Raw genomic sequence first — 18,015 nt, 5'->3', positions numbered from 1 at the left:
GAGGCAATCGTGGGAAAAATCGTAGCAATAGCTAATCAGAAAGGCGGAGTGGGGAAAACCACAACCTGTGTCAACCTAGCCGCTTCAATGGCAGCCACTAAGCGTAAGATATTAGTGATAGATCTTGATCCTCAAGGCAATGCCACAATGGCGAGTGGGATCGATAAATATCAAGTTGATGCCACTGCTTATGATTTATTGGTCGAAGATACTGCATTTAGTGAAGTGGTACAGCGCAGCACGAATGGCAACTATGACCTCATTGCTGCAAACGGAGATGTAACCGCGGCTGAAATTAAACTCATGGAAGTCTTTGCGCGTGAAGTTCGGTTAAAAAATGCGCTATCTATGGTTCGTGATAACTATGATTTCATCTTTATTGATTGTCCTCCCTCTTTAAATCTTCTTACAATCAACGCAATGGCAGCAGCGGATTCTGTATTAGTGCCAATGCAATGTGAGTATTTTGCGTTAGAAGGTTTAACTGCGTTAATGGATACCATCAGCAAACTGGCTGCAGTCGTGAATGAAAATCTAAAGATAGAAGGTTTATTGCGTACTATGTACGATCCGAGAAACCGACTCTCCAACGAAGTCTCCGACCAGCTTAAGAAGCACTTTGGTAGCAAGGTGTATCGCACAGTGATTCCACGTAACGTTCGCTTAGCTGAAGCTCCAAGTCATGGAAAACCAGCTATGTATTACGACAAGTATTCTGCCGGGGCTAAAGCATACTTAGCTTTGGCTGGTGAAATGCTTCGTCGTGAAGAAGTCCCAGTATAAACTTTAATCCAAGGAATTCACTCAATGTCTAAGCGTGGTTTAGGAAAAGGATTGGATGCTTTACTTGCAACCAGTTCATTAGCTCGTGAGAAACAGCAAGTGGCCTCACATAGTCAATCGCTCTCTTCTGAAGGTGAGTTAAAAGATTTATCGACTAATAGCTTAAGAGCTGGTGTGTATCAACCTCGTAAAGATATGGAACCAGAGGCGTTGCAAGAGCTTACGGCTTCTATTCAGTCACAAGGCATTATTCAACCGATCATTGTCCGTCAGATTGAGCAAGGTCAGTTTGAAATTATCGCGGGTGAAAGACGTTGGAGAGCAGCTAAGCAAGCAGGGCTAAAACAAGTCCCATGTTTGGTGAAAAATGTAAAAGATCGAGCTGCGATTGCAATGGCGTTGATTGAAAATATACAGCGTGAAGATCTTAACGTTATGGAAGAAGCTCAAGCTTTAGAGCGGTTACAGAATGAGTTTTCTTTAACACATCAACAAGTTGCTGAAGTTATTGGCAAGTCTAGAACGACAGTCAGTAACTTATTACGTCTAAATCAGCTCCATGATGACGTAAAAGGTTTAGTTTTAACTAAACAGCTAGAAATGGGGCATGCTAGAGCGCTTCTTGCTTTAGAAGGTGAACAGCAAGTTGAGGTTGCGCAGAATGTAGCAGCGAAACAATTAACCGTTCGCCAGACAGAGCAATTGGTTAAAAAATGTTTATCTCCAAAGGTTGAAGGTAAAAACCAACCTGAAGATGAAGATGCTAAGCAAATGTCACAGAGCTTAAGTGATATTCTTGGCTCAAAAGTGTCGGTAGTTCGCTCTGTCAACGGTAAGTCAAAAATAACGATTAGTATTGATGAACCTCACAAATTAGAGCAACTTATTGCCAAGCTACATAGCTAAATGAGATAATTGATTTAGGTCAATTATGTAAAAAATGAAATTTCATTCGAAAGTTGTCGGTTTGTAAACAAAAGTGTAACTTTTTGCTGCGTTTTTATTGCAATCAGTTTGACTCACCGTATAATTTTCGGAAAATTCCCCGCACTGAGCAGTATGAGGTGCATAGTGGATATTATTAGAGGTACGAATACATGGTAGCTGCGTTAGCGAGACCAGGACGAGAGCTTGCAAAGCAATTGTTAATGATCGAGTTTGGCGCGGTTATGTTAGTGGCAGCAGGGATGGCTATAGCCGTAAATGCTGATTGGGGCCTTTCAGCGCTTGTTGGTGGTGGTATTTTTGTCATTGCTAACGCGGTTTTCGCGTTGTGTGCTTTCATGTTTAGTGGGGCTCGTGCTGCCAAGCGCATCGCGGCCTCTTTCTATACAGGACAAGCCTTAAAAATCCTAATCACGGTTGTACTATTTTCTGTTGCTTACGTGTATATGCAGGTGGAACTTGTTCCCCTCAAACTAACCTATTTGCTGGCATTAGGGATTAACATCTTTGCGCCAGTGCTATTCATTAACAACAAAAAATAGGATGAGTTATGGCTGCGCCAGGTGAAGCGCTAACACAATCCGGATATATTGCCCACCACTTATCAAACCTATCGCTTGCGAAATTGGGTTTGGTAGCGGATGAAGCAAGCTTCTGGAACGTACATATCGATAGCCTGTTTTTTTCTGTGTTTACAGGACTGATTTTCCTTTGGATTTTCCATTCTGTCGCTAAGAAAGCAACAGTAGGTGTACCAGGTAAGCTACAGTGTGCCGTTGAAATGGTAATAGAGTTCGTTGACCAAAACGTCAAAGATACTTTCCATGGACGCAACCCACTTATAGCTCCGCTGGCACTGACTATCTTTTGTTGGGTATTATTAATGAACATCATGGACTTAGTTCCAATTGATTTCTTACCTTACCCAGCACAACATTGGCTAGGCATCCCTTACTTAAAAGTGGTTCCTTCTGCTGATGTAAATATCACCATGGCTATGGCTCTGGGTGTTTTTGCTCTGATGATCTACTACAGCATCAAAGTGAAAGGCCTGGGTGGCTTCGCAAAAGAATTAGCGTTACATCCATTTAATCACTGGTCTATGATTCCGTTTAACCTTCTAATTGAAGTGGTATCGCTTTTAGCTAAACCTCTTTCTCTTGGTATGCGTTTATTCGGTAACATGTTCGCTGGTGAGGTTGTATTTATTCTTTGTGCAGCAATGCTACCATGGTGGCTACAATGGATGGGTTCACTTCCGTGGGCAATCTTCCATATTTTGGTAATCCTGATTCAGGCATTCGTATTCATGATGTTGACAATTGTTTATCTGTCAATGGCACACGAAGACCACGATCATTAATTTTTTAAGCTTTTATTTAGGCATTAAGCCAACAACTATAAATTGGAGATAGTAATGGAAACTTTACTGAGCTTTTCAGCAATCGCCGTGGGTATCATCGTCGGTCTTGCTTCTCTTGGTACTGCGATTGGTTTCGCACTTCTAGGTGGTAAATTCCTTGAAGGTGCTGCTCGTCAACCAGAAATGGCTCCTATGCTGCAAGTTAAGATGTTCATCATCGCTGGTCTGCTTGATGCGGTTCCAATGATCGGTATCGTAATCGCTCTACTATTCACGTTTGCTAACCCATTTGTTGGTCAACTAGCAGGCTAATTAACGATTTACGTTAATTAAATTTTTGTAGTTGATACTTAACGAGGGGTAGCTGTTGTGAATATAAACGCAACTCTGCTAGGTCAAGCAATTGCTTTTGCAATGTTTGTAGCGTTCTGCATGAAATATGTATGGCCGCCAATCATGCAAGCAATTGAAGAACGTCAGAAAAAAATTGCTGACGGTCTTGTAGCTGCTGAACGCGCTGCAAAAGACTTAGATTTAGCACAAGCCAACGCTTCTGACCAAATGAAAGAAGCGAAACGCACTGCAACTGAAGTAATCGATCAAGCGAATAAGCGTAAAGCTCAAATTGTTGACGAAGCACGCGAGGAAGCTCAGGCAGAACGCCAGAAAATCCTAGCACTAGCTGAAGCAGAACTTGAAGCTGAACGTAACCGCGCTCGTGATGAGCTTCGTAAACAAGTTGCAACTCTGGCTGTAGCTGGTGCTGAGAAAATCCTTGAGCGTACAATCGATAAAGATGCGCACAAAGATATTCTTGACAACATTACTGCAAAACTTTAAAGCGAGGGGCAGGATATGTCTGATTTGACTACAATCGCACGCCCCTATGCTAAAGCAGCGTTTGATTTTGCGGTTGAGAAAGGTGAGCTAGACCAATGGGGTCAAATGCTAGCCTTTGCTGCCGAAGTAGCAAAAAACGATAGTATTGCTGATTTGCTAAGTGGATCTGTATCTGCTGAGCAACTGTCTGAAATATTTATCGCAATTTGCGGCGAACAGTTTGATGAATTTGGTCAAAACCTAATTAAGGTAATGGCTGAAAATGGCCGACTAAAGGCCATGCCTGAAGTTTGTGAAGAGTTCCTCGTGCTTAAACAAGAGCATGAGAAGGAGATCGACGTTGAAGTACTTTCAGCCGTAGAACTTTCTGAAGAACAACGCACAGATATCAGCAGCAAACTTGAGCAGCGTCTTGAACGCAAAGTTCAGCTGAATTGCAGTGTAGATGAGACCCTACTTGGTGGGGTTATTATTCGAGCCGGAGACCTAGTCATCGATAACTCAGCGCGTGGTCGTTTGAACCGCCTGAGCGATGCCTTGCAGTCTTAATGGGGATTGGAGCATGCAACTTAATTCCACTGAAATAAGCGATCTAATCAAACAACGTATTGAATCTTTCAACGTTGTTAGTGAAGCTCGCAATGAAGGTACAATCATATCGGTAAGTGACGGTATCATCCGTATTCACGGCCTAGCGGACGTGATGCAAGGTGAAATGATTGAACTACCAAGTGGGCGCTATGCACTCGCACTTAACCTTGAGCGTGACTCGGTTGGTGCGGTTGTTATGGGTCCATATGCTGACTTACAAGAAGGCATGAAAGTTACAGGTACTGGTCGTATTCTTGAAGTACCAGTTGGTCCTGAAATGCTTGGTCGTGTTGTAAACACACTGGGTGAGCCAATTGATGGTAAAGGTCCAATCGAAGCAAAATTGTCTTCGCCTGTAGAAGTTATCGCACCTGGTGTAATCGACCGTAAATCGGTAGATCAACCAGTACAAACTGGCTACAAGTCAGTTGACTCAATGATTCCAATCGGCCGTGGTCAGCGTGAGCTAATCATCGGTGACCGTCAAACTGGTAAAACAGCGATGGCGATCGATGCAATCATTAACCAGAAAGATTCTGGTATTTTCTCAATCTACGTAGCAATCGGTCAGAAAGCATCGACTATTGCCAACGTAGTTCGCAAATTAGAAGAGCACGGCGCATTGGCGAATACCGTTGTTGTTGTTGCTTCTGCTTCTGAATCTGCTGCGCTGCAATATCTTGCACCGTATTCAGGTTGTGCGATGGGTGAATACTTCCGTGACCGTGGCGAAGATGCATTGATCATTTATGATGATCTATCTAAGCAAGCGGTAGCGTATCGTCAGATCTCTCTACTACTAAAACGTCCACCGGGTCGTGAAGCGTTCCCTGGTGATGTTTTCTATCTTCACTCTCGTCTTCTAGAGCGTGCAGCTCGTGTAAGCGAAGTATACGTAGAAAATTTCACTAACGGTGAAGTGAAAGGTAAGACTGGTTCTTTAACTGCTCTTCCTATCATTGAAACGCAAGCTGGTGACGTATCTGCATTCGTACCGACTAACGTAATCTCGATTACTGATGGTCAGATCTTCCTACAAACTGAGCTATTCAACGCGGGTGTTCGTCCTGCTGTTGACCCAGGTATCTCAGTTTCTCGTGTAGGTGGTTCAGCGCAAACGAAAATCATCAAGAAGCTATCTGGCGGTATCCGTACTGCACTAGCTCAATACCGTGAACTTGCGGCATTCGCACAGTTCTCGTCTGATCTTGATGATGCGACTAAGAAGCAGCTAGACCATGGTCAAAAAGTTACAGAACTAATGAAGCAGAAGCAGTACGCTCCAATGTCTGTATTTGATCAAGCCCTAGTTATCTTCGCGGCGGAACGTGGTTACTTGAACGATGTAGAACTGAATAAAGTTCTAGATTTTGAAGCATCACTACTGTCGTACGCTCATGGTCAATACGCTGATTTCGCAACAGAGATCAACGCTACGGGTGCTTATAATAGCGACATCGAAGCTAAGCTGAAAAAGCTTGCTGATGATTTCAAAGCAACCCAGACCTGGTAATTGGTTGGTGGCCTTCGGGTCACCCACTAACGGAGAGTAACGATGGCCGGCGCAAAAGAGATTCGTAATAAGATCGGGAGTGTTAAAAGCACTCAAAAGATCACGAAAGCAATGGAAATGGTAGCAGCTTCAAAAATGCGTCGCTCGCAAGATGCGATGGAAGCTTCTCGTCCGTATGCTGAAACAATGCGTAAGGTGATCGGTCATTTGGCTAATGCAAGTCTTGAGTACAGACATCCGTACTTAGATGAGCGTGAAGCCAAGCGTGTTGGTTATATCATTATTTCTACTGACCGTGGCTTGTGTGGTGGCTTGAACATTAACTTGTTCAAAAAAGCTATGAATGACATGCAAGCTTGGTCTGAGAAAGGTGCTGAAATTGAACTGGCCGTTGTTGGTTCAAAAGCAACAGCATTTTTCAATAACAGTGGCGCTAAAGTAGCTGCGCAGGTTTCAGGTTTAGGTGATAGCCCAAGCCTTGAAGACCTAATCGGTTCTGTTGGCGTAATGCTGAAGAAATATGATGAAGGCGAATTAGATCGTCTATACCTAGTGTTTAACAAATTTGAAAACACTATGGTTCAAGAACCAACGATCGATCAATTACTACCTTTGCCGAAATCAGACAGCGAAGCAGTTAAGCGCGATCATTCTTGGGATTATATTTATGAGCCCGAGCCAAAACCATTACTTGATACATTGTTGGTTCGCTATGTCGAATCTCAAGTATACCAAGGTGTGGTAGAGAACCTTGCTTCAGAGCAAGCGGCTCGAATGATTGCAATGAAAGCAGCAACTGATAACGCTGGTGACATTATTGATGATTTAGAACTTGTGTATAACAAAGCCCGTCAATCGGCGATTACACAAGAACTATCTGAAATTGTTTCTGGTGCCGCTGCGGTTTAACGCTTATTCGGTTTAAAGCTTAGGTAAAACTAATTAGTTTAGAGGATTAACGATGGCTACAGGTAAGATCGTACAGATCATCGGTGCGGTAGTCGACGTAGAGTTCCCACAGGGCGAAGTACCACGTGTATACGATGCTCTGAATGTTACTGATGCTAAAGAACGTCTAGTTCTTGAAGTTCAGCAACAACTTGGCGGTGGCGTAATTCGCGCAATCGTAATGGGTAGCTCTGATGGTTTACGTCGTGGTTTGACAGTAGTAAATACTGGCGCTCCAATTACAGTTCCAGTGGGCACTAAAACTCTTGGCCGTATCATGAATGTACTTGGTGATGCGATTGATGAGTGTGGCGACATTGGTGCTGAAGAGCATTATGCAATTCACCGTGAAGCTCCAAGCTACGAAGAGCAGTCTAACGAGACAGCGCTTCTAGAGACTGGTGTTAAAGTAATCGACTTGATTTGCCCATTCGCTAAGGGTGGTAAAATCGGTCTATTCGGTGGTGCTGGTGTAGGTAAGACCGTTAACATGATGGAACTTATCAACAACATCGCACTACAACACTCAGGCCTATCCGTATTTGCGGGTGTAGGTGAGCGTACACGTGAAGGTAACGATTTCTACTTTGAGATGCAGGAAGCAGGTGTTGTTAACATCGAAAAACCTGAAGAATCAAAAGTAGCAATGGTTTACGGTCAGATGAACGAGCCACCAGGAAACCGTTTACGTGTTGCCTTGACTGGTCTTACAATGGCAGAGCGTTTCCGTGACGAAGGTCGTGACGTACTACTGTTCATTGATAACATCTACCGTTACACACTTGCAGGTACTGAGGTTTCGGCTCTACTAGGTCGTATGCCATCTGCGGTAGGTTACCAGCCAACACTAGCTGAAGAAATGGGTGTTCTTCAGGAACGTATTACATCGACTAGACAGGGTTCTATTACTTCTGTTCAGGCGGTATACGTACCTGCGGATGACTTAACGGATCCATCTCCAGCAACAACGTTTGCTCACTTGGATGCAACGGTTGTACTTAACCGTAACATCGCAGCAATGGGTTTATACCCTGCGATTGACCCGCTAGATTCAACATCTCGTATGCTTGATCCTCTAGTGGTTGGTCAAGAGCACTATGATATCGCTCAAGGTGTTCAAACAACACTTCAGCGCTATAAAGAGCTGAAAGATATCATCGCTATCCTAGGTATGGACGAGCTATCTGAAACAGATAAGCAAGTTGTATCTCGTGCTCGTAAGATTGAGAAGTTCCTTACTCAGCCTTACCACGTAGCGGAAGTATTTACAGGTGACCCAGGTGTTTACGTAGCTCTTAAAGAGACTCTACGTGGCTTTAAAGGTCTACTAGCTGGTGAATACGATGACATTCCAGAGCAAGCGTTCATGTACTGCGGTACTATTGACGAAGCTATTGAGAATGCCAAGAAGCTATAAGGCTAAATAGGAGGCGATATGGCAGCAATAACCTTTCATCTAGATGTAGTAAGCGCAGAGAAAAAACTTTTCTCAGGTCGTGTTGAAACATTTCAGGTGACCGGAAGCGAAGGTGAACTTGGTATTTTCCATGGTCACACCCCGCTGCTGACCGCTATTAAGCCTGGCATGGTGCGTATCGTGAAACAGCACGGCCACGAAGAAATTATTTATGTTTCTGGTGGTATGATTGAAGTTCAACCGGGTACAGCGACTGTACTGGCTGATACGGCAATCCGTGGTGAAGAACTAGACGCAGCTAAGGCGGAAGAAGCCAAGCGCAAAGCTGAGGAACATATCCAGAATCAGCATGGCGACATGGACTTCGCACAAGCGGCAAGCGAACTCGCTAAAGCCATTGCTCAGTTACGAGTTATCGAACTGACGAAGAAACGTCGCTAATTAAGTAATTAAGTAATTAAGTAATTAAGTAGCAACGTTGAGACAAAGGCGGCCAATTGGTCGCCTTTTTGCTTATTTGATATCAATAATTTGTAATACAGATTTAACAGCTCAGTGAATTCCGGCTAAAATAGCCGCATTAAAAAAACGTCATAGGTTAGAACATGAAATTTAGCTCAGTTATCCTGGCTGCGGGTAAAGGCACCCGTATGTACTCCAATATGCCAAAGGTACTTCACACGTTAGCGGGTAAACCAATGGTTAAGCATGTGATTGATACTTGCAGCGATCTTGGGGCGCATAACATTCACCTTGTATATGGTCACGGTGGTGATCAAATGAAGAGTGTATTAGCAGAAGAGCCAGTTAACTGGATCCTTCAAGCGGATCAGTTAGGAACGGGTCATGCGGTTGATCAAGCTTCGCCAAAGTTTGAAGATGATGAAAAGATCTTAGTGCTTTATGGGGATGTTCCATTGATCTCTTCTGAGACCATTGAAAACTTACTGGAAGCACAGCCTACTGGCGGTATCGCACTGCTTACTGTTGTGCTTGATAACCCAATGGGCTATGGCCGTATTGTGCGTAAAAATGGTCCTGTTGTGGCGATCGTTGAGCAGAAAGATGCGACTGACGAACAAAAATTGATTAAAGAGATCAACACTGGTGTCATGGTAGCAACCGGTGGTGATCTGAAGCGTTGGTTATCTGGCTTAAATAACCAAAACGCACAAGGTGAATACTACCTTACTGATGTCATCGCAGCTGCGCATAATGAAGGACGTGCGGTTGAAGCGGTTCACCCTGCTAACCCTATCGAAGTGGAAGGGGTTAATGACCGTGCTCAGTTAGCTCGATTAGAGCGTGCCTATCAGCAAATGCAAGCTCAGTACTTATTAGAGCAAGGCGTTATGTTACGCGATCCTGCTCGTTTTGACCTACGTGGTTCAATTCAATATGGTATGGATGTCGAGATCGATGTGAATGTGATTATCGAAGGTGCTGTTACCCTTGGTGATAACGTCAAAATTGGCGCTGGCTGTGTACTAAAAGACTGTGAGATTGATGATAACACTATCGTTCGTCCATACAGTGTCATTGAAGGTGCAACTGTTGGTGAAGACTGTACTGTGGGTCCATTTACTCGCTTACGCCCTGGTGCCGATATGCGTAATAACTCGCATGTAGGTAACTTTGTGGAAGTGAAAAATACGTGTTTAGGCGAAGGTTCTAAAGCTAATCACCTAACGTACTTGGGTGATGCTGAAATTGGCCAACGTGTGAATGTTGGTGCTGGTGCAATCACTTGTAATTATGATGGTGCTAATAAATTTAAAACCATTATTGGTGATGATGTTTTTGTTGGTTCAGATAGCCAATTAATTGCTCCTATCACTATTGCAGACGGTGCAACGATTGGTGCTGGTTCGACTGTTACCAGAGATGTCGCGGAAAGCGAATTGGTTATTAGCAGAGCGAAAGAGCGTAAAATCGCAAACTGGCAGAGACCTGCGAAAATTAAGAAGTAATTAATGAGTTAAACGAAAAAGCCGCACTGTTTGCGGCTTTTTTACTTTTTGAATCTTATGTTCAAATCGTGTGAATCAATTACCCACTTACTAACCGATTAGTGGCTTGGTACCGCAATTCGTTTTTCTAGCATTCTTACTCCTTGTGAAACCACTAGGATAAGCACTAAATATTCAAGTACCAAGAATGTGTATATCTCTAGAGGTAAGTACTCATTAACCACCAGCTCGTTAGCTCGTCGAGTTAAATCACTTAAGCCGATTACACTCACCAGCGAAGACATTTTGAGAATGTAGACAAATTGATTACCTAGCGGTGGCAGAATTTGTCTTAATGCTTGAGGAAGAATAATAAAGCGCATCTTCTGCCAATAATTCAATCCAAGTGATTCTGCGGCTTCGTGCTGACCTTTATGAATCGCTTGAATGCCACCACGAAATACTTCGGCCATAAAGGCACTTTCTGCGATGGTTAATGCGATCACCCCAGCCCAAAAGTGGTTGAGTGAGATATCCATCAGTGTCGGCATACCGTAATAAACCCACAGTAAAAGCACCAGAACTGGAATAGAGCGGATCGTCTCTACATAAACACGGTTGATTAGATTGAGCCACTTCTTATCTGAAAGAGCGGGTAGTGCGATCATTAGTCCAATCGACATAGCAAAGAGCATACTCAGGAGGGATACTGCTATCGTATCTTCAAAACCACCTAAGAGAAAACCGATGTTTGTCCGACCTTGCTCGGTGGAAGGATCAAGCACATACCATCCCCACTCATAACTAGAGCAACCAGTGATAAGTAAGGGAGTAAAAAGGAAGAAAAAGTGTCGGTAATTCACAATAAGTTACTATCCTAACTAATAAAATTTCGATGTTACTGCTATGTTATCAAGACTATGAGAAAAAAAGTTAATAATATTAAGGAATAGACAATGAAGAGATTCATTATAGCACTAGGAATGTGTTTGCTCGCGGTTGGACAAGTTTCGGCGGATAGCCGTTTAAAAGAGATTTTAGACACTGGCGTGATGCGAGTGGGAACCACGGGAGACTGGAACCCGATGACCATGAAAGATCCAGCAACCAATAGTTATCGCGGTTTTGATATTGATGTCACGACGGAATTGGCGAAAGATCTTGGAGTAAAGGTTGAATATATCGCAACCGATTGGAAAACCTTGGTTAATGGCATTACGGCGAATAAATATGACATTACCGGAAGCGCGTCGCTGAATATGTCGCGTGCTAAGGTCGCGGGATACAGTCAGCCCTATTTCTATTTGGCGTTTGTGCCTGTAGTGCAGAAAAAGAACCTTGCTAAATTCTCTCGTTGGGAAGATTTTAACCACTCAGACATCAAAGTGGCCGCAACATTAGGAACCGTGCAAGAGAAGATGGTTAAAGAGTTTTTCCCTGAAGCAAAACACATTGTTATAGAAGCGCCTGCTCGTGATTTTCAGGAATTACTGGCTCGCCGTGCTGATGTCTCAGTGACGTCCAATGTTGAAGCCGCGACGCTGGTGGAGAAGTTTAAACAGTTAGCTATCGTGCCTGTTGAAGATCCGCGTCGACCAACCCCCATTTCGATGTTACTTCCTCAAGATGACCAAGTGTGGATCAATTATGTGAACCACTGGGTTGAGCTGAAAAAGACGCAAGGTTTTTTCAAAGCGACCGCTGAAAAGTGGGGCTTGAAAAGTTTATAGAGATGTCTCATATAAAAAAGCCGCGAATTTCGCGGCTTTTTCGTTTGCTAGCTAACCGAGCTGTCTGTTCATCATTTTTAATTATTCGTCGCTGACCACTCGAGCGTTGTCTGGCACTTTGAAGTGTTTAGATAGCTCTCTGTTCGACACGATATAGCCTACCCATAAACCGCCTAGGCAAATGATTATCGCAATACCAGTCACCATCTGAGCTTGGCTTGCGAAGACCGCTACAAGTGCGCTTGCAAAACCACTGACACAGATTTGCAGGCTATTTTGTAGGCCCGCAGCCGTTGCTGGACTGTTTTTGGCGCTAGATAGTGCGCGGTTTACGACGATTGGGTATAACGCACCATTTGCTACCGCAATTAGGCAGAAGGGCGCTAAAATTGGCCAGATGGATGACAACGTCCACTGAGAAGCGATGAAAATAAGCAGAGTCGCGACACTGAAAAGACCAATCAATTGCTTCAGAACCTTTTCATCACCAAATTTTTTCACACCAACTTTGCCCATGTAACCACCGACCATAAAAGCGATGGTTTGCGGGATAAAGCTTAAACCGATGTCTTTTGGTTCATAGCCTAGTTGGCTCATGATTTCAGGCATCCCCGTTAAGTAAGCGAAGAATGCAGCGGATGCCATTGCAAACATCATGACATTGCCCACATAGGTTTTAGAGTGCAGTAACGCTTTGATATCTGTTTTGATTGAGCTTTGCTTACTTTCAACCTTCTCTTGAGGTTGGCTCATGGTTGCTAATACCAGCATGACACCCATTAACGTTAATGTGATAAAAATACTGTGCCAGCCAAAGTTGTCCGCAAGTAACACACCTAACTGAGGTGCTAGGGCTGGTGATAGCGCGACTAAGGGCATAATTGTCGCAAAAATTTGTTGGCTACCACTTGCTGGATAACGTTTTATGACCATCGCCTGCCAAATAACCGCAGGTGCACATACGCCGATCGCTTGAATGAAGCGCAAGCTTAATAGTTGCCAAACTTCAGTGCTAAAGGCTAAACCAAATGAAGCGAGAGTGAACACGCCTAGGCCGACAACCAAGGTGTTTCTATGGCCAAATTTATCAGAAGCTAAGCCCCATAGCAGTTGCCCTATCGCCATACCCGCAAGAAATACGGTGAGAGAAAGAGCGATTTGTTCTGGGCCTGTGGCGAAGTCTGTCTCCATAATTTTAAACGCAGGGAGATACATATCTGTGGCTATAAAACCTAACATCGAAAGCGCAGCTAAGTAGATGAGTTGTAACTTGGAGATTTTCATACGATTTCCATTCAAAATATTTGTCTGTTGATGAACTGTTTAGGTTGGCGCCAGCCCTTGTTTATTTACGCTTTCATTCTATTCCTTCGACCTTTATAAAATAAAACGTTAAAATTTGTGGTTATCAATCAAAAAATTTGAAAGCTTATGTTCTCTAAATCATCATTGGAAATGCTCGATACGGTGGCTCGACTCGGTAGCTTTACCGCCGCCGCTGAGGTGTTACATAAAGTTCCTTCTGCGATCAGTTATGGAGTTAGACAGGTTGAGCAAGATTTGGATGTCATCTTGTTTCGGCGATTACCAAGAAAGGTCGAGTTAACACCGGCTGGTGAGTTATTTATTGAAGAAGCTCGCGTGCTACTTAGGCAGATGTCAGAAGTAAAAGCGCAAACCAAACGAGCGGCTCATGGCTGGCAGAAAACGCTAAAGTTAACCCTAGATAACGTGGTTAAGCTCGATAAAATGAAACCCATGATTGAAGATTTTTACCAGACATTTGAGTTTGCTGAACTGCAGATCAATATGGAGGTTTTTAATGGCTCTTGGGAAGCGATCGCACAAGGCAGGGCGGATATTGTTATTGGTGCGACCTCTGCTATTCCAGTAGGCGGCGATTTTGAGGTAAAAGAGATGGGTCTCTTGGATTGGGCTTTAGTGATGTCACCAAGTCATCCATGTGTGAAAGAACAAAACCTCACAGAATCGTTCGTTAGCCAGTTTCCTGCCATATGTTTAGATGATACATCCAGTGTGCTACCCAAACGTCATACTGGGCATTATCCGCAGCAAAGACGTCTGCTATTGCCTAATTGGTATAGTGCGATTGAGTGTTTGAAGAATGGGGTTGGTGTGGGTTATATGCCGCGCCATATCGCCGCACCATTGATCGCCGATGGTCAGTTGGTTGAAAAAGTCATGCCTGATGATAAACCATTGAGTCAGTGTTGTTTAGTTTGGCGAAAAGACGATAACCACAAGCTGATTAAATGGATGGTGGACTATTTAGGGTCGAGTGAACAGTTGTATCATGATTGGTTGGATGAGCGTCGATTAGGTGATATCGGGTAATAAAAATGAGCATCAGCTACACAAATAAAACAAGCGAGATATGAGTATCTCGCTTGTTTATCTAACGACCGTTTTTAAGAAGAAATGACCTTCTTAACACTCTCTTTTATGAAAGAAAAAACTTATACGATGGGTTATCACTTTCATCTTTGCACTGGTAGCCAAGTTCGCGTAAATGCGTCGAAAACTGAGCTAAATCTTGCTCATCAAGCTCAAAACCACAAAGAACTCGTCCATAATCAGCTCCGTGATTTCGGTAATTAAACAGGCTTATATTCCAATGCGTTCCTAGAGTGCTGAGGAACTTAAGTAGCGCCCCCGGATATTCCGGAAATTCGAAGCTGTATAATCGCTCTTTGAGTTGCTTTGAGGGTTTTCCGCCTATCATGTAGCGAACATGGAGTTTTGCCATCTCATCATCAGAAAGATCGGCGACGGGATAGCCACCTTCACGCAAATCATCAATAATGCTGAGAAGCTCATCTTGACCGCCTTGCAAACGGACACCAACAAAGATATTCGCTAAGCGATCATCGTTATAACGATAGTTAAACTCAGTAACCGCACGACCACCAATAATATTGCAGAACTCTAAGAATGCACCTTGGCGTTCAGGGATAGTCACCGCGAGTAACCCTTCGCGTTTTTCACCGAGTTCACAACGTTCGGAAACATAGCGCAAACCGTGGAAGTTGGTGTTAGCACCCGATAAAACCGTGCCAAGTTGTTTATCTTTGAGTTGATTGGCTTCTGCGTATTTTTTTAATCCAGCCAGTGCCAGCGCTCCGGAAGGTTCCGCAATGGCGCGAGTATCTTCAAAAATATCTTTAACGGCAGCACAGATTTCATCGCTGGAAACCGTAATATGGCCATCGATATATTGCTGGCAAAGTCGGAAAGTCTCTTCACCAATACGTTTTACCGCAACACCATCGGCAAACATGCTGACCTGATCAAGAACGACAGGTTCTCCGGCATCTAAGGCGGCTTTTAGGCAGGCAGAATCTTCAGGTTCAACTGCAATGATCTTGATTTCCGGCATCAACTGTTTGATTAATACCGCAACACCTGCTGCTAAACCACCGCCGCCAACAGGAACAAAAATATAATCTAAATGACCATTTTGCTGCAGCATTTCCATGCCAATCGTGCCTTGCCCTGCGATCACTAATGGGTGATCAAACGGAGGAACAAACGTATAGCCATACTCAGCGGATAAACGTTCTGCTTCTGCTTTGGCTTCATCAAAATTGCTGCCGTGTAAAATGACCTTACCACCAAATCCACGTACCGCTTCTACCTTGATATCGGGCGTTGTTTTGGGCATCACAATGGTGGTTTGGATACCCAATTTAGTTCCTGATAGCGCCATGCCTTGTGCGTGGTTGCCTGCTGATGCTGCAATGACTCCCGCCTGTTTTTGCTCTTCAGACAAACTGGAAACCATGTTATAGGCACCACGAAGTTTGAAGGAGTGCACCGGTTGGCGATCTTCACGTTTGAGCTGAATCTGGTTGCCCATACGCTCAGATAAGCGCGGCATCGCTTGCAATGGGGTGACCGTTGCTACTTCATAGACGGGAGCACGTAAGATCTGACGCAGATAGTCTGCGCCAGTTTGTTGAGTTGTCGTCATAAGAACAGTAATCCTTTTCTCTGTGGCCGAACTAATCGTCCAATTTCGACTTATCACGAACCGCGCCTTTATCGGCACTGGTTGCCATGCTGGCATACGCTTTCAAAGCAAACGAAACTTCACGTTGGCGGTTAACTGGTTTCCAGCCTTGTTGATCTTGAGCGCTGCGACGAGCGGCCAATTCAGTTTCAGCAACATCTAATGTTATCGAGCGGTTTGGGATATCAATGGTGATGATATCGCCCTGCTGAACCAAACCAATGGTGCCACCACTTGCTGCTTCTGGAGATACGTGACCAATTGAGAGGCCGGATGTTCCGCCTGAGAATCGACCGTCGGTTAATAATGCACACGCTTTACCTAGCCCCATCGATTTTAGATACGTGGTTGGGTAGAGCATTTCTTGCATTCCTGGGCCACCTTTTGGTCCTTCGTAGCGGATCACCACCACATCGCCAGCTTTAACTTGGCCACCTAAAATACCGTCAACCGCAGTATCTTGGCTCTCAAATACGACCGCTGGGCCTTGGAATTTAAGGTTTTCTTCATCAACGCCTGCGGTTTTGACAATACAGCCATCAATCGCGATGTTGCCAGACAGCACCGCAAGCCCACCTTCTTGGCTGAAAGCGTTCTCTTTGGTGCGAATACAGCCATTCTCACGATCATCGTCTAATCGATCCCAGCGACAATCTTGTGAGAAAGCTTTCGTGGTGCGAATGCCTGCTGGGCCCGCGCGGAAAAACTTCAGCACCGCTTCATCTTCAGTTTGCATGATGTCGTATTGAGCTAATTGCTCTTTCATGGTTAAGCCCAATACGGTATTGGTTTCACCATTCAACAGACCTGCACGATCTAGCTCACCCAGAATCGCCATTACACCACCAGCACGGTGTACATCTTCCATGTGGTACTTAGGAGTAGAAGGGGCAACTTTACATAAATGTGGAACACGGCGAGACATTGCGTCGATATCTTCCATATCAAAATCAATATCACCCTCTTGAGCTGAGGCGATTAGGTGAAGTACCGTATTACTCGATCCGCCCATCGCAATATCAAGTGCCATGGCATTTTCAAACGCAGCTTTATTGGCAATGTTACGTGGCAGAGCGGAGTCATCACCTTGTTCGTAATAGCGTTTAGTTAATTCAACCACACGTTTACCTGCATTGATAAACAACTGCTCACGATCTGCATGAGTGGCGAGCATTGAACCATTGCCCGGTTGAGATAACCCTAACGCTTCGGTTAAACAGTTCATTGAGTTAGCGGTAAACATGCCTGAACATGAGCCACAAGTTGGGCACGCAGAGCGTTCTACTTGTTCACTCTGTTCATCCGAAATCGTTGGATCGGCACCTTGGATCATGGCATCGACAAGGTCGAGTTTGATGATCTGATCGGAAAGCTTGGTTTTACCCGCTTCCATTGGGCCGCCTGATACAAAGATCACTGGGATATTAAGGCGCATGGCGGCCATCATCATTCCCGGAGTGATTTTGTCACAGTTAGAGATACAAACCATCGCATCGGCGCAGTGTGCGTTGACCATGTACTCTACTGAATCCGCAATCAACTCACGTGACGGTAGTGAGTACAACATACCTCCATGGCCCATTGCGATGCCATCGTCGACCGCGATGGTGTTGAACTCTTTGGCGATGCCGCCTGCTTTCTCAATTTCACCCGCCACCAGTTGACCCATGTCTTTAAGATGAACGTGGCCAGGTACAAATTGAGTGAAAGAGTTGACGACGGCAATAATCGGTTTACCGAAATCTTCTTCTTTTACACCGGTTGCGCGCCATAAGGCACGAGCACCAGCCATGTTACGTCCGTGAGTGGTGGTAGCACTGCGATATTTATTCTTAGGAGCCGTTGGCATTTGTATTTCCTTATTCAATATTTTGCTAATTAAGCGTTATCTGGGGTGGCACTTTCT

Annotated in this window: 18 protein-coding genes; 14 read left to right on the top strand and 4 right to left on the bottom strand. The window is 44.3% G+C overall.

Annotated features, from left to right (window positions below):
- The first annotated feature begins 9 nt into the window (after positions 1 to 9).
- From F0249_RS15320 to glmU, 12 genes are all read left to right on the top strand, one after another.
- Positions 10 to 783, top strand: coding sequence for a ParA family protein (locus F0249_RS15320; RefSeq protein WP_017054320.1), 774 nt, complete (start codon positions 10 to 12; stop codon positions 781 to 783).
- Between the two features lie 24 nt (positions 784 to 807).
- Complete coding sequence (locus F0249_RS15315; RefSeq protein ID WP_171757122.1) at positions 808 to 1,689, top strand: ParB/RepB/Spo0J family partition protein; 882 nt, start codon at positions 808 to 810, stop codon at positions 1,687 to 1,689.
- A 191-nt stretch (positions 1,690 to 1,880) separates the two neighbouring features.
- Positions 1,881 to 2,270: a F0F1 ATP synthase subunit I gene (locus F0249_RS15310; RefSeq protein ID WP_017054322.1), complete on the top strand. Its 390-nt coding sequence runs from the start codon at positions 1,881 to 1,883 to the stop codon at positions 2,268 to 2,270.
- An 8-nt stretch (positions 2,271 to 2,278) separates the two neighbouring features.
- A complete protein-coding gene (gene atpB, locus F0249_RS15305) occupies positions 2,279 to 3,091 on the top strand; it encodes a F0F1 ATP synthase subunit A (protein WP_017054323.1) in 813 nt (270 codons plus the stop codon).
- Positions 3,092 to 3,145: 54 nt separating this feature from the next.
- Positions 3,146 to 3,403, top strand: a complete 258-nt coding sequence (gene atpE / locus F0249_RS15300; protein ID WP_005372317.1) for a F0F1 ATP synthase subunit C — start codon at positions 3,146 to 3,148, stop codon at positions 3,401 to 3,403.
- 57 nt (positions 3,404 to 3,460) lie between these two features.
- A complete protein-coding gene (gene atpF, locus F0249_RS15295) occupies positions 3,461 to 3,931 on the top strand; it encodes a F0F1 ATP synthase subunit B (protein WP_113798202.1) in 471 nt (156 codons plus the stop codon).
- Between the two features lie 15 nt (positions 3,932 to 3,946).
- Positions 3,947 to 4,480 carry a F0F1 ATP synthase subunit delta gene (gene atpH, locus F0249_RS15290; RefSeq protein WP_113798200.1) on the top strand — a complete coding sequence of 178 codons (534 nt, stop codon included), beginning with the start codon at positions 3,947 to 3,949 and terminating at the stop codon, positions 4,478 to 4,480.
- A gap of 13 nt (positions 4,481 to 4,493) precedes the next feature.
- Positions 4,494 to 6,035, top strand: a complete 1,542-nt coding sequence (gene atpA, locus F0249_RS15285) for a F0F1 ATP synthase subunit alpha (protein ID WP_113798198.1) — start codon at positions 4,494 to 4,496, stop codon at positions 6,033 to 6,035.
- 42 nt (positions 6,036 to 6,077) lie between these two features.
- Entirely contained in the window at positions 6,078 to 6,944 is an 867-nt protein-coding gene (gene atpG, locus F0249_RS15280) for a F0F1 ATP synthase subunit gamma (protein WP_113798196.1), read from the top strand.
- A 52-nt stretch (positions 6,945 to 6,996) separates the two neighbouring features.
- A complete protein-coding gene (gene atpD, locus F0249_RS15275) occupies positions 6,997 to 8,400 on the top strand; it encodes a F0F1 ATP synthase subunit beta (RefSeq protein ID WP_113798194.1) in 1,404 nt (467 codons plus the stop codon).
- An 18-nt stretch (positions 8,401 to 8,418) separates the two neighbouring features.
- On the top strand, positions 8,419 to 8,841 hold the full coding sequence (locus F0249_RS15270) for a F0F1 ATP synthase subunit epsilon (protein WP_017054329.1): 423 nt from the start codon (positions 8,419 to 8,421) through the stop codon (positions 8,839 to 8,841).
- Positions 8,842 to 9,005: 164 nt separating this feature from the next.
- Positions 9,006 to 10,370, top strand: coding sequence for a bifunctional UDP-N-acetylglucosamine diphosphorylase/glucosamine-1-phosphate N-acetyltransferase GlmU (gene glmU / locus F0249_RS15265; protein WP_171757121.1), 1,365 nt, complete (start codon positions 9,006 to 9,008; stop codon positions 10,368 to 10,370).
- 98 nt (positions 10,371 to 10,468) lie between these two features.
- Here glmU and F0249_RS15260 read toward each other — a convergent pair whose 3' ends face one another.
- Positions 10,469 to 11,212 (bottom strand): amino acid ABC transporter permease, encoded by a 744-nt coding sequence (locus tag F0249_RS15260; protein ID WP_029203545.1) that lies wholly within the window; start codon positions 11,210 to 11,212, stop codon positions 10,469 to 10,471.
- Positions 11,213 to 11,305: 93 nt separating this feature from the next.
- Between F0249_RS15260 and F0249_RS15255 the strand changes: the two genes are divergently transcribed.
- Complete coding sequence (locus F0249_RS15255) at positions 11,306 to 12,079, top strand: transporter substrate-binding domain-containing protein (RefSeq protein WP_171757120.1); 774 nt, start codon at positions 11,306 to 11,308, stop codon at positions 12,077 to 12,079.
- A gap of 81 nt (positions 12,080 to 12,160) precedes the next feature.
- Here the strand turns inward: F0249_RS15255 and punC are convergent, their stop codons facing one another.
- Positions 12,161 to 13,363, bottom strand: a complete 1,203-nt coding sequence (punC, locus tag F0249_RS15250) for a purine nucleoside transporter PunC (protein ID WP_171757119.1) — start codon at positions 13,361 to 13,363, stop codon at positions 12,161 to 12,163.
- Between the two features lie 147 nt (positions 13,364 to 13,510).
- Between punC and punR the strand changes: the two genes are divergently transcribed.
- A complete protein-coding gene (gene punR, locus F0249_RS15245) occupies positions 13,511 to 14,434 on the top strand; it encodes a DNA-binding transcriptional activator PunR (protein WP_017054334.1) in 924 nt (307 codons plus the stop codon).
- Between the two features lie 106 nt (positions 14,435 to 14,540).
- On the opposite strand, the gene ilvA is transcribed toward punR, so the two are convergent.
- Together ilvA and ilvD are read right to left on the bottom strand one after the other, a co-directional pair.
- The gene (gene ilvA / locus F0249_RS15240) at positions 14,541 to 16,070 is read right to left on the bottom strand and encodes a threonine ammonia-lyase, biosynthetic (protein WP_017054335.1); all 1,530 of its coding nucleotides are present in this window, start codon (positions 16,068 to 16,070) and stop codon (positions 14,541 to 14,543) included.
- Positions 16,071 to 16,101: 31 nt separating this feature from the next.
- Positions 16,102 to 17,958 (bottom strand): dihydroxy-acid dehydratase, encoded by a 1,857-nt coding sequence (gene ilvD, locus F0249_RS15235; RefSeq protein ID WP_171757118.1) that lies wholly within the window; start codon positions 17,956 to 17,958, stop codon positions 16,102 to 16,104.
- Positions 17,959 to 18,015: the final 57 nt, after the last annotated feature.

Source organism: Vibrio sp. 03-59-1 (assembly GCF_013114135.1).
GTDB classification, from domain to species: domain Bacteria; phylum Pseudomonadota; class Gammaproteobacteria; order Enterobacterales; family Vibrionaceae; genus Vibrio; species Vibrio cortegadensis.
This window is presented reverse-complemented; position numbering and strand designations above follow the sequence as displayed.